We start from the raw sequence: 11,740 nt of genomic DNA on the forward strand, positions 1-11,740 counted from the left end.
ACGACCAGACACCAAATCCGACCGCGCTAAAACCCATCGTCACCGGGGAAGACGCCCACATCGTCACCCCGCGAGACGTTCAACAAGCGCGCAGCGGCGCGGAAGCCTCAGCAGGGCTCGAGCGGCCACAGTTTGTCAGCCCAATACACCGGGGACGCGCATCGCCGACGCATCTATCCACTCAAGGAAGCGCGCCGCTTCCCATATCCCAACCGAAAGGCCACCATGTCGAACCGCGCCCAAATCACCACAGCAACCGCCGCCCAGATCGCTTTCTACGACCAGTACGACTACGACATGGACCCATTCACCGAACCCAGCTAACCGGCGACGGGTCGCATTCGCAACGAAGAGCCCAGCTGTGCGGTTCTGCCGGGCATAGGGGCTGTAACTGAGAGGGAGAATTGAGATGAATTCCGCAGAAGCAATGGCCGTTTTGGAGGGTCTTCGGGCCGAGAAACGATCCCGAAAACTGGCCGGCGGCATGTACTCGGGCTCCTTTGCCCATCACAAACAAGCCGAGCGTGCGATGTTTGATGCACAGGCCGCCTATATGAGAGCTAAGGCCACAGAATCGCGGTTGGTTGCCGCTGGGGGCTGATCTGACGGGGTATCTGCGCCAGTTGCAGCAGCTGGACGGGGTGTGCGGCTGACTGCTTGGAGGGGCTACAGCCGGCCCCAAACCGCGTTTGTCGCAAAGGCAGTTTTCGCCGCATTTTTATAGGTAGCAGGCAAGATCGCCAGCTAACTATGAAAGAGGCAAAGATGGAATCTGTAATCGGCAATCTCATCACCGCACCCGTGCTTGACCAAGTGATCTCGCTCCTCACCTTCACGACCATCTTCATCTGGTGGCCGATTCATTTCGCGATCAGCACCATCCTCGACCACGTACGCGCCTAATACGGCACTCCATACGAGCAAGTCGCGATTGTGTAGCCGCCGCTCGAGGTGTTCTCTGAGACCACAACGCCGTCCAGCTCAATTCGACAGGTGACCGCGCCGGTCTCGCCCCGGTTCTGCGCGGCTATGTAGAGAGATGCGCCCGGCTCGGAGGTGTGGGCTAGTCCCAATTCGCCGTCGCTGTTGCGCATCGGGATCATGACAGTGTTCTGCTCCGTCCCGGATACTCGGCTGGCGGTGATGCTGGCCGAGGTTGCTGTTCCCTCTACGAAATACGTTGCTCGTAGGGCTGGCTCGGATGACTGGTCCGATGTCGCATTGCTGTCTGACGATCTGTTCGCGGAGCCGGCAATCTGGACCACGAGAACAATCCCGATTACGACTGCTAAGACCGCGACGGTCAGGCCGAAGCACCCGAGCATCGGTTTCTTGGGAGGCGCCGGTGCGGGTGCCGGTTGCGGAACCGGCATGCCGTCCGGGACCGCATTGCTTCCGGATGGCCGTGCATAGGCAGTCCAGACCGATCCGTCCCAATAGCGCTCGGCGCCGGAAGATCGCGGGTCGGGATACCAGCCGGAGGAGGGACGATTTGCGGTCATCTTCCCAGCATGGACCACCACTCAACAGGGACACGCTACCGGATTGCCCCAGCTTGGGGGTGAGTATGCGCCGGCCTCCAAGCTTCCGCCGCATGTTCCTAGTAGAGCGGTAGCCACTCGGCCGTCGCCAATTTAGAGGAGAGCGAGCATCAAAAATGTCCCAGCACCCGCGGTTTGTAGGTACCCATGATTACGTAAGCGAAAATATTGATCTTCAGCTTGAGCTCAGTCCGGATAAAACCCGGCTGACCGTTGCGCCCGCTTGTGCGACCACATACCGGCAATTGCTCCTCGGTTGTGAACCGGGCTTCGCAGCTGAGCTGTATGAACGGCCCCATTTGGAACGAGAAATGCTCCGCCGTGCGCAGCGACAGGGGTCCTGTCATTTGGACTACCTCTCGCTCGCAGAGAATCTCTCCATCATCGAAGGCACCGATCTCGAGGCCTACGCGTGGTCGGTACTCCCCCGCTGGCGAACCGTCACGATCCGCTCCGGTGGCCGCCAGATCGCCTACGCCGGCATCGTTAACGAGAACACCACACCGGCTTCCTTCACACAACGGCTGGCTGATGAAACTGGCTCAATGCAAGGCATGGTCTGGGATGTCCTAAAATTCTGCGCGGTCATCGCCGTCGGCTGGTACGCCCTCAACTGGATCGGCAGTTTTTTCACCGGGCAGTAACCGCAACACCCGGAGGCTGTTCAGTCGCCGGGCACCACAAGAACCGGGCATTCTACGGATGCCAGAAATAGAGGAATGAATGCTCCAACGAACACAGATCACAATGCACACGGCAGCAGGCCGCCCGTTTACATCCCACCGCAATCGAAAAGTGACAGCACCCACCTCCGCTACCGGCCCAAGCGCTGGCCCCCGAGCCTTTGGTGAACCTTAGTTCGCATGGGGTACCACGAGCAGGTTTGAAAAATCGGGAGTTTCGGCATTTCACCAGATCGCACTCGTGACCGCGGTCATCGCTGCCGTCGGGATCTTTGCCGCGGTCATGGCATTTATCTAAGCAAAAACATCAGTCCTGGCCAGCAGCCGCACACCAATGGTGGGCAGTTTCTACTGGTCGTTGCGAATCCCGAGCAGGGAGAAACCAATGGTCAGATTTGCACCGAACAAGATGCCGGCAGCGGTTAACCGTCGTTACTTCGTATTGATTCGACAGGGCCTGTCGGGGTCTGAGGCGGCCCGACAGGTCGGAGTGTCGCTCAGTTGCGGATCGTTGTGGTTCATCGATGCTGGCAGTATGACTGTCGTCGAACGCGTTCCCATTAGTTCTCGCTATTTCTCTCAGGACGATCGAATCGAAATCGGAGACGGCCTCGCTGCAGGCGAGGCCGTGAAAGGGATCGCTGTCCGGATTGGGAAAAGCTTCCAGAGCGTCTATCGAGAGATTGCACGCAACCGCAAGGCGGACGGCACCTACCAGCCATGGTTCGCCCACAACCGGGCCCATGTGCAGCGCAAGCGGCCGACGATCCGCGTCTTCGAGGAGGTCCCAGCTCTTCGAAGCATCGTCGCGGCGAAACTTGCGAAGCGATGGTCGCCGGGCCAGATCAGCAGATGGCTGAGACGACGCTATCCGAACAAACTCACCTGGCACGTCTGTCCTGAGACGATCTACGACGGTGTTTATCGCGGGCTGATCGTCGTGGCCACCCCGGCGAACCTGCGCACGGGACGCACGTACCGGCACCGTCGCGGGCGCGGCAGATCCAAAGACGGTTCAATGAAGCAGTCGACCGTAATGTGCTCCATCCACGAACGCCCACCACACGTCGAATCCCGGCTCCAAGCCGGGCATTGGGAAGGAGACCTTATTTTGGGCTCCAGTAACGGCTCAGCAATTGCCACGCTCGAGGAACGCAAGACTCGCATGACGATCCTCGTCTTCCTCCAGAGCGACCACAGCGCACAAACCGTCGGTGACGCACTCATTGGTGCGTTCTCGAGCCTGCCATCGTCGCTCCGGCGCACGCTGACATGGGATCAAGGCAACGAAATGTTCCATCACAAGCGCATCGAGACGAAGACTGGGCTTCGTATTTACTTTGCCGACCCGCACTCGCCGTGGCAGCGAGGGACTAATGAAAACACCAATGGGCTCCTGCGCCAATATTTCCCGAAGGGGACTGACCTCAGCCAGTGGGACCAAGATCACCTCAACGCTGTGGCCGACGAACTTAACGGTCGACCCAGAGCCTGCCTCAAAGACCGCACACCCCATCAGGCCATGAGACGATTAGGACACAGAACTAAGGCACACACGACTCGCAACGACCCCTAGAAACTGCCGTCCCCCGGGTCCACCGGTCCCCGTAGTGCATTTGCCGCAGTCCACAGTGCTGATTCGAGCTGCTGCTGGGTCAGATGCTGTGGTGTGGTGCCGATCAATGCCATGTACTGGGTGCCCCTTGGATCTATTGTCAGCAGCCTTACTTGGCGCTACGAGTCTCCAGTCTGCCAGCCCGAAGCATTCTGGCGGCCATGCAACCCGACTTGCGCCTCCAACAGGGGCCCAGCATCAGCGCCCTATATCCGACCAGCCCGCATAACCCCCAGCTCAACCAGCGATTCCACCAGTGTTTCCGCCGTCGCCGAATTAACCACAACAACGTTCTTCAGAACCGGAACCGGCCACCCCCGAAGAGCAAAGGAATCACTCGCTAAAATCAACGGGAACTCTCGTTCCCAGCTCCAAACGATCTCCGACGCCGGCCGTTCGCGGCTTGCGAAGATGGCTGTGAGGGTGTCTTCATCCTCCTCATCTGGGTCGAACAAGCCCTTGTCGACCAATGCCAGCATCTCTAATCCCTGCGTCGCGTTGGCTGCCTTCAACGCCAGCGCGGTCAGCTGGGGCCCGGCATCTCCCAGCAAGAAAAGTCGTCCGGGTAAAGAGCACCCAAAATGTCATCGAAGGTCTCAGCTAAAACCGCATAGCCGTTGTTACTCTCCGCCCACAGCATCACTGCAACGCTCCCCACTGAATCAAAGCAGCCACTTGCAGTGAGTCGGCCAGTGTTCGACTCGAGCTCGCGTCGATGAGCCACACGTTCCCGGTTGGAATTTGGCTCGCATGGAGCTGGCTGTGCATGAGCGCGAGCCGCGGCTGATTGCTCGGCCAGATGAAATGAAATCCGGGCGGCGGACCACCCTTGCTGGCTGCGAGCATCCGGCGGATGTGTTCAGGCTGATTCGCCAGTAGCCAATCCCCTTTCTCGGCCTCCTGATCGTTGATGAATTCTGCTTGAACTTCCTCGGCAGTCTGTAGCGCGAAAGCTAGGCGGGCTTGATGTCGGGCGTGGGAAGGCATGAGTACGTCATAGCCGGGGACGCAGGCAGCGATCACCCCGTCTGTGCTCGGTACGAGCATGAGGGCGCCACCAAGAAGTTCGCCCGTTACCCAGAAGACAGCTGCGACTTCGGACGCCCAAGGGTCGTCGTTCTCGGGATCAATGAATGGGTGATCTATGGGCATACAGAGACTATGCACGGCGTTCCGGCCGCAGAGTCGCTGGTTGATCCGGTCTGTGAATCACAGCGCAACCGGTACGCTAAGTAGGCATGGTGTGGGGGTGTAGCTCAGCTGGTTAGAGCAATGGACTCATAATCCATCGGTCCCGGGTTCAAGTCCCGGCGCCCCTACCATTGCACTTCTCACAGCCGCCTCTGAGGGCTCCCGCGCGAATTATCTGCCGGTGATGCGACCTCGGGACTGGATCGTCCCGTCATGCAACGTCACCGGCACTTTTGTGCGCAAACTCTTGACTCCGGTACGCGCAAAACTCGGCTGATATCCGCCTGCCAAATCACCGTGTCTGTGTGCGATTGACAGCGTCGAAAAAGGGCGTTCGAGCTGTCTTGTCTCAGCGATAGGTAGCTAGATAGGTAGCTGGGATTTTGCGTGCTTTCCTAAAAGTACTGGTCAAAGGCTGTTTTTCTGCAATAAATACCATAATGCCGACGGATTATGAGTCCGCTGCTCTAACCAGCTGAGCTACCGCCCCAAAATGGCACAACGAGAACGTCGCGCCAGACATACGTGACTACTCGGGCAGGTGTGCCGAGGCCTCGTTGGTGACCAGATCGCCCACCGGCTCCCCACGATACAGGCATTCGAATGTGTTCAGCGTTCGCTTGATGTCGTGCGCCCCGATGAGCTTGAGCGACTCGCGCTTCTGCGCCTTGAGGTTCTCCGGCGTCGAGGCGAGCACGAGAGTGAGTTTGTCGGCGAGATCTTGCGCGTCGCTGGGCTTAAACAGGTATCCGTTCGCGTGGTCGTGCACGAGGTGCGGCAGCGCCATGGCGTTGGCGGCGACGATCGGCAGCCCGGAGGCCATGGCCTCCATTGTGGCGATGCTCTGCAGCTCGGCGATCGACGGCATCGCGAAGACGGTGGCCCGCGAGTAGGCCGCGCGCAGCTGATCATCCGTTACATAACCGGTGAAGGTGACCCGCGAGGTGATACCCAGGGTGTCGGCTAGGTGCTCCAGATTGCGTTTCTGATCGCCCCCGCCAACAATCTCAACCCGAGCGTCCAGGTCGGGCGACAGCAAAGCCGCGGCCTGCAGCAGCACGTCGATCTGCTTTTCGCCAGTCACCCGTCCTACAAACAAGATTCGGTTCTCGGTGCGTGGCTCAAAATTCGGAGCGTAATTGTCGGCGTCGATGCCGCAGGAGATGGCATGCACGCCGGTGAGACCGGTGTATTTCTCCAGGAATTGTGCGGCGCGGCGCGTCGGCGTGGTGACGGCGGCAGCGCGACCAAAGGTGCGCCGGGCGGCGCGCCAGGCCGCCTTGATCACGCGATCTTGCAGGCCGACCGGTACCAGGGAAAACTTCACCATGTTCTCGGGCATGAAATGGTTCGTGCCGATTAGACGAATGCCACGCTTCGCCGCCTCAATCGACACGCCACGCCCGACGTTGATGTGCGATTGAAAATGCACAACGTCGGGGCGGAACGAATCCAGAATGCGCCGGCTCTCGCCGCGAACCAACCACGGCAGCGCAAATCGCAACCAATCGTGCGGATACCAGCGCCAGCTGTGCAGGCGATGCACCACCATCGACTGGCCCTCGTGCGTCTCGGTAAAGCTACCGTGTTTGCGCGATGCGGCCGGAGCCATGATCTGCACCTCGTGGCCGCGGGCCACCAGTCCAGCGGCCAGTCGCTCGGCAAAACGCGCGGCACCATTCACGTCGGGTGCGAAGGTATCGGCGGCAATGAGCACCCGAATCCGAGGTTTCGAGCTCGCCGCGCGCTCAGGCGCATCTCCCGGGGTCGGGCTGCTCTGCAAGTCGGTCGAATCTGACAAGTGGAGTGATCCCTACGTTGTTGGGCCGGGGCTCATCGTCCGGCAGGAAATCTCGGGCGCGCTGGCCATAACGACGCAGCGCTCTCGAACCCTATTCTAAACCGGGACACTCCTTCGGTGTCCCGCACCGTGAGACGCCAAAATTCTTCATCTTTCAGCGGTCCAACTGGGGATGATAGCGCGCGAGCAGAAACACACCCCAAATAGCGATCGCCCCAGCAACGATGAAGGCGACCGCTGCCAGCGGTGGCGCCTGACTGGCCTCACCGAGCACGACGATTCCAATGCCGACGGCAACAAGAGGGTCGACGACGGTCAGCCCGGCAATGACGAGATCGGGCGGGCCAGAGGCGTAAGCGTTTTGCACGAAATAGGCGCCGAGCGCGGCCGCGAGCAGCAAACCCAGCACGCAGGTCAGGGTCAGCCACTCGAAATTGCCGTTTTGTATGCGGTTGATGACGACCTTGGCAAGCGTTGCGACGAACCCGTACAGCACGCCGGCCCCGAGAATATAGAAGATGGCCTGCGAGCGGCGCCGCAGAAAGCCGAAGGCGAGTGCGAAAGCCAGCAGTACGGCCGCGAGCACGATCAGGATGGTGATCAGGTTGTGGTCGGTGACCGGCTTGTCGACGGCGGTGAATGCTGCCACGGTCACGAACAGACCGACACCGCCAACGCACATGGAAATCGCGATGATGCTGGCCCTGTTGAGTGTGACCTTGCTCACTCGGGCGTTCAGCACGGCTGTCAGAACGAGCGCTACCGCCCCGAGCGGCTGCACGACGATGATGGGTGCAAAGGCCAGGCTGGTGAGCTGGAAGACGATGGCGAGCCCCAGCATGAGCGAGCCGAACACCCAGGACGGCCGCGCGAGCAACAGGGTGAGCTGGCGAACGTTGAGCCCGCCGGTGACTTCTGCGGTGCGCGCCTCTACCTTGGTGACCCCGCGATGCTGAAATTGGGCGCCGAGCGAGAGAAAGACGGCACCGACCAAGGCGAGTGGTATTCCGATAGCCTGCCGCGGGTCAATGGCAATTTCTGTCGCCAAATCGGTTAGGTCGGAGGTCACTTCATGACCCTACCTACTACCTTGCCGATATTCTGGAGAAATGCCCGTACGCGCGATAGTAATTTCAGGTGACCCCGTTCTCCACTCCCCCGCCGCTCCCGTCGTCGATTTCAACGATGATTTGCGCGAATTGGTGCGAGACATGTTCGAGACGATGGATGCTGCGCCGGGAGTTGGTCTGGCCGCCACGCAGGTGGGTGTGGGCTTGCGAATCTTCACCTACAGCTATCAGGACGACGACGAGGTGTCATGGCGTGGCGTCGCGATCAATCCCGAACTGTGGATCACGCCCGTCTCCGCCGAACCCGTCGACGACGAGGATGTCGATGAAGACGAGGGCTGCCTGTCTTTTCCGGGCGAGCGTTTCCCGCTGAAGCGGGCGCAGTCAGCCATTTTGCGCGCCGTCGATGTGGAGCAGCATCCGTTTGAAATTCGAGCGGATGGCTGGCTCGCCCGAATTTTTCAGCATGAGTACGACCACCTCGACGGCACGCTCTACGTTGACCGCCTCGAGCATGTCTACCGCAAGATGGCGGCCAAGGTCGAGCGCAAGAAGAGCTGGGGCGTTCCCGGGCTGACCTGGACGCCGGGCGTCGATGACCTGGAGGCCTAACTAGGTCAGTGCGCGCAGCCCGGCGGCAACCAGGGCAGCCACAATCACGACGACGATGAATGGCGTCTTGATCGCAAACAGTCCGGCCGCCACGATCACGGCCGGAATGCGAGCGTCGATCGCCAGGGCCTGACCGCTGCCGAGTGTCTGCACGGCGATCAGCGCGGCGAGCAGAGCGACGGTTAGCAGGTCGGCGATGCGGGCGGGTGTGGGTTTTTGCAGAAGCGCCGGCGGCACGAGATAACCGGCCAGCTTGAGCGCCAGCACGGCAATCGACGCCGCAATAATGATCTGCCAGGTCGTCATGGGCGCGGTACGTGTCGAAGGGATGCCCTGCCCGGCACGGTCGGCGCGCCCAGCCAGTTGAACAGGCCGACCACGACGGCCACGAGGGCGGCGACCAGCACGGGCAGCCCCGGCATGAGCACGGGGGTCAGCGTCGCGGCGACGACCGCGGCGGCGACCGCTACCGCGACCGCCTGCATCCGCTTTAAGCGAGGCCAGAGCAGGCCGACGAAGGCCGCCGCTGCGGCCGCGTCAAGGCCGTAGGCCCGAGTGTCGCCGACGGCGTCGCCAATGAGCGCGCCGAGCAGCGTGGTGATGTTCCAACCGATGAAAACGGCCAGGCCGGTGACCCAGAAGCCCACTGTGCGGCTGCGCGGCGTCGGCTGGGCCAGGGCGACCGCGGTCGATTCGTCGATGGTGATCCAAGCGGCGGCAACGCGGCGCCACAGACCGCTGCCGACGATTGGTGCCGTGCGCAGTCCATAGATGCCGTTGCGCACCCCGAGCAGTGCTGCGCTGGCGATGGCGGCCGGGCCGGCTGCCACGCCGCCGGCGGCGAGCACGCCGACGAGGGCAAATTGGGAACCGCCGGAGAACATCACGATGCTGATGAAGCAGGTTTGCCAGATATCGAGTCCGGCGGCCACCGAGAGCGCGCCGAAGGAGATTCCGTAGGCGGCGGTGGCGAGCCCGACGGCGAGGCCCTCACGAACGGCCAGGCGTTGCTGACGTGTTTCGTCAACCAGATCGGGCGTCGTTTCGGCGGCCGGTGAGCCCGGTGCCGCGTTCACCGGGACAGGTCGACGCCGTGCACGCCGTTGTGAAAGCGCAGTGACGGGAACACGGCCGATACCGAGAAGCCGAGCCCGGGAACGGTTCCGGCATTGAATACGCCACCGAAGAGCTGGGCGCGCTCGCGCATTTGGGTGATGCCGGGGCCGGCGATGCTTTCGCTGAGGGCCCGGAGGTCGTCCTCGATCGTGTATGGGGTGCGTGCGGCCGGTTCGCCGGTCTCTTTGCTGTCGCGGCGGGCTGCAGCACGGATGCCGTCATCGTCGACGAGCAGCTGCAGGCCGTCTTGGGTCCAGGTGAACGACACCCGGGCCTCGGTGCCGAGGCCACCATGCTTGAGCGCGTTCGATAGGGCGCTTTGCAGAATGCGAAAAATGGCCAGCTCGGCGCCCGGTTTAAGGGCGAAACGCTCCCCGGATTCGCTGAAACTGACGATCAGTCCGGCATCGCGCATGACGCGGAACAGGGCGCGGGTCGACTGCGGGCCGGGCTGCACGGCCCCGACGGTCTCACCTTCCCGCACGATCGTCAGCACCCGGCGCATGTCGGCGAGGGCAACCCGGCCGTCGTCGACGAGCGCTGTCGCGGCGCGCACGGCCGTGGACGGATCGCTCTCGGCGGTGTATCGCGCGCCCTCGGCTCGGGTGATCAGGCGGGCAATGGTCAGTACAGCGCCATCTTGCAGCTCACGAATGATGGCCAGCCGCCCCTGCTGCTCGGCCAGGGAGAGTTCTAACTCGATGCGCACGCGCTCGGCTGAGTTGCGATCGAAGATGACTCGACGCGCGCGAAGCAGCGAGATGATCCACAGCACGAGCAGGGCGCCGGCGAGGGCGCCGAGAGCTGGAACCAGAAGTTGCGAGATATCCACGCTCACCCCGTCTTGTCTGCCGAAGCCATGGCACACGTTGAAATTTGGGAAGGACTTTATTGTCTGCACGGGACAAAAAAGGCCACCCGGGGTGGAGCCCTGAGTGGCCTTTCGCTCCCCGACTTGGACTCGAACCAAGAACCTGCGCATTAACAGTGCGCTGCTCTGCCAATTGAGCTATCGAGGAATACTTGAACAGCGTTGTTACTTTACCAAGGTTTTTTGCTGTGCCAAAACCACAACGGGTTCCGATGGGAGCATTCGTGCCGGGGAAAACCCGTCCAGCCCGCCAAAAGTGGGCCGACAGCAACAGGTGAGCGGTGTTGGGCGGGACAGGCCGGTCGGGCGTGTCGGTTCTGTACGGTTAAGCGGATGCTGCCGGCGTGTGTGTTAGAGGGCGGCCGCGGCATCCGTTTCATCGTCGCTGGCCACAACCGTGTCGTCGGCCGGCGGCAAGGCTGCGGGCAGCAGGGCAGCGGCGAGCCCAGCGACGTAGGGGTGCCACGGGTCGCGAAAGACCTCGTCGATCGTTCCGAGCCCGACCAACACCCCCTTGTGCATGACACCGATGCGATTGGCCACTCGCTTGAGTACCGCGAGATCGTGGCTGATCACGAGGGCCGAAAACGCACGTTCCTGCTGTAATTCACGGATCAGGTCGATCACGGCGTCGCGTACCATGACATCAACGCCCGCTGTAGGCTCGTCAGCGATCAACAAGGCCGGTCCGAACACGAGGGCTCGCGCCAGCGCGACGCGCTGCCGCTGGCCGCTGGAGAGCTCGTAGGGATATTGGCCGAGCACGGCCAGTGGCAGCCGCACAGCGTCGATCATGGTCGCGACCCGCACGCTGAGCGCGCGGCGGTTGTAGCGCCGATCCCGCTCGAGCACCGGTTCGGCAACAATCTCGGCCACCGTCATGGTCGAGGGCAGCGTGTCGGCGGCGTCCTGGGCGAGCAGGCCGACCCCGAACGTGAGCCGCGCCAGTGTGCGCTTACTGATGCGACGCAAGGCAAACCCCATCACGGTTGCCTCTCCCCCGGTGATCTGCGGGCGAATTCCGATGCTGTCGCCGACAAAGGCGTCTCCCGCCAGCACCCGGGCCAGTGTGCTCTTTCCGGAACCGCTTTCGCCGAGTAGCCCCACCACCTCGCCCGGCGCGAGCCGCAGCGTGAACCCGTGCACCGCGACAAACGCCGGGCTTGCACCGTGTGGGGGGTATTCGATGGTCAGATCGCTCGTGAGAATCGGGAAAACGGATGCCGCGCCGGGTTTCATG

General features: G+C 61.9%; 14 protein-coding genes and 2 tRNA genes. 6 read left to right on the forward strand and 10 right to left on the reverse strand.

Going from position 1 to position 11,740, the window contains the following annotated elements; genetic code table 11:
* Positions 1–409: 409 nt before the first annotated feature.
* Positions 410–601, forward strand: coding sequence for a hypothetical protein (locus CXY75_RS19380; protein WP_146069344.1), 192 nt, complete (start codon positions 410–412; stop codon positions 599–601).
* A gap of 164 nt (positions 602–765) precedes the next feature.
* The gene (locus CXY75_RS19670; protein ID WP_158251096.1) at positions 766–903 is read left to right on the forward strand and encodes a hypothetical protein; all 138 of its coding nucleotides are present in this window, start codon (positions 766–768) and stop codon (positions 901–903) included.
* Here CXY75_RS19670 and CXY75_RS02895 read toward each other — a convergent pair.
* On the reverse strand, positions 900–1,502 hold the full coding sequence (locus tag CXY75_RS02895; RefSeq protein WP_104081362.1) for a DUF2510 domain-containing protein: 603 nt from the start codon (positions 1,500–1,502) through the stop codon (positions 900–902). The genes CXY75_RS19670 and CXY75_RS02895 overlap by 4 nt on opposite strands.
* Before the next feature lie 155 nt (positions 1,503–1,657).
* Between CXY75_RS02895 and CXY75_RS19385 the strand changes: the two genes are divergently transcribed.
* Together CXY75_RS19385 and CXY75_RS02910 are read left to right on the forward strand one after the other, a co-directional pair.
* Entirely contained in the window at positions 1,658–2,185 is a 528-nt protein-coding gene (locus CXY75_RS19385; protein ID WP_146069345.1) for a hypothetical protein, read from the forward strand.
* Positions 2,186–2,558: 373 nt separating this feature from the next.
* Positions 2,559–3,800: an IS30 family transposase gene (locus CXY75_RS02910; RefSeq protein ID WP_233201692.1), complete on the forward strand. Its 1,242-nt coding sequence runs from the start codon at positions 2,559–2,561 to the stop codon at positions 3,798–3,800.
* A gap of 245 nt (positions 3,801–4,045) precedes the next feature.
* Here the strand turns inward: CXY75_RS02910 and CXY75_RS02915 are convergent, their stop codons facing one another.
* Complete coding sequence (locus CXY75_RS02915) at positions 4,046–4,318, reverse strand: hypothetical protein (RefSeq protein WP_146069346.1); 273 nt, start codon at positions 4,316–4,318, stop codon at positions 4,046–4,048.
* Between the two features lie 160 nt (positions 4,319–4,478).
* Positions 4,479–4,991: a hypothetical protein gene (locus CXY75_RS02920; protein ID WP_104081367.1), complete on the reverse strand. Its 513-nt coding sequence runs from the start codon at positions 4,989–4,991 to the stop codon at positions 4,479–4,481.
* A 93-nt stretch (positions 4,992–5,084) separates the two neighbouring features.
* Between CXY75_RS02920 and CXY75_RS02925 the strand changes: the two genes are divergently transcribed.
* Positions 5,085–5,161 (forward strand) — tRNA-Ile (locus tag CXY75_RS02925).
* A 398-nt stretch (positions 5,162–5,559) separates the two neighbouring features.
* Here CXY75_RS02925 and CXY75_RS02930 read toward each other — a convergent pair.
* Positions 5,560–6,831 (reverse strand): glycosyltransferase, encoded by a 1,272-nt coding sequence (locus CXY75_RS02930; protein WP_369826647.1) that lies wholly within the window; start codon positions 6,829–6,831, stop codon positions 5,560–5,562.
* 154 nt (positions 6,832–6,985) lie between these two features.
* On the reverse strand, positions 6,986–7,900 hold the full coding sequence (locus tag CXY75_RS02935) for a DMT family transporter (RefSeq protein ID WP_104081368.1): 915 nt from the start codon (positions 7,898–7,900) through the stop codon (positions 6,986–6,988).
* A 40-nt stretch (positions 7,901–7,940) separates the two neighbouring features.
* On the opposite strand from CXY75_RS02935, the gene def reads away from it, so the two are divergent.
* Complete coding sequence (gene def, locus CXY75_RS02940) at positions 7,941–8,513, forward strand: peptide deformylase (protein WP_104081369.1); 573 nt, start codon at positions 7,941–7,943, stop codon at positions 8,511–8,513.
* Here def and CXY75_RS02945 read toward each other — a convergent pair whose 3' ends face one another.
* The 5 genes from CXY75_RS02945 to CXY75_RS02965 form a co-directional block, all read right to left on the reverse strand.
* On the reverse strand, positions 8,514–8,819 hold the full coding sequence (locus CXY75_RS02945) for an AzlD domain-containing protein (RefSeq protein WP_104081370.1): 306 nt from the start codon (positions 8,817–8,819) through the stop codon (positions 8,514–8,516).
* Positions 8,816–9,544, reverse strand: coding sequence for an AzlC family ABC transporter permease (locus CXY75_RS02950; protein WP_104081417.1), 729 nt, complete (start codon positions 9,542–9,544; stop codon positions 8,816–8,818). The genes CXY75_RS02945 and CXY75_RS02950 overlap by 4 nt, the downstream gene beginning before the upstream one ends.
* A 41-nt stretch (positions 9,545–9,585) precedes the next feature.
* Positions 9,586–10,467: a sensor histidine kinase gene (locus tag CXY75_RS02955; RefSeq protein ID WP_233201693.1), complete on the reverse strand. Its 882-nt coding sequence runs from the start codon at positions 10,465–10,467 to the stop codon at positions 9,586–9,588.
* Positions 10,468–10,575: 108 nt separating this feature from the next.
* A tRNA-Asn gene (locus CXY75_RS02960) sits at positions 10,576–10,648 on the reverse strand.
* Positions 10,649–10,851: 203 nt separating this feature from the next.
* Entirely contained in the window at positions 10,852–11,739 is an 888-nt protein-coding gene (locus CXY75_RS02965) for an ATP-binding cassette domain-containing protein (RefSeq protein WP_104081371.1), read from the reverse strand.
* Position 11,740 lies beyond the last annotated feature (1 nt).

Origin of the sequence: Cryobacterium sp. Y11 (genome assembly GCF_002929535.1) — a bacterium.
In the GTDB taxonomy this organism is placed as follows: domain Bacteria; phylum Actinomycetota; class Actinomycetes; order Actinomycetales; family Microbacteriaceae; genus Cryobacterium.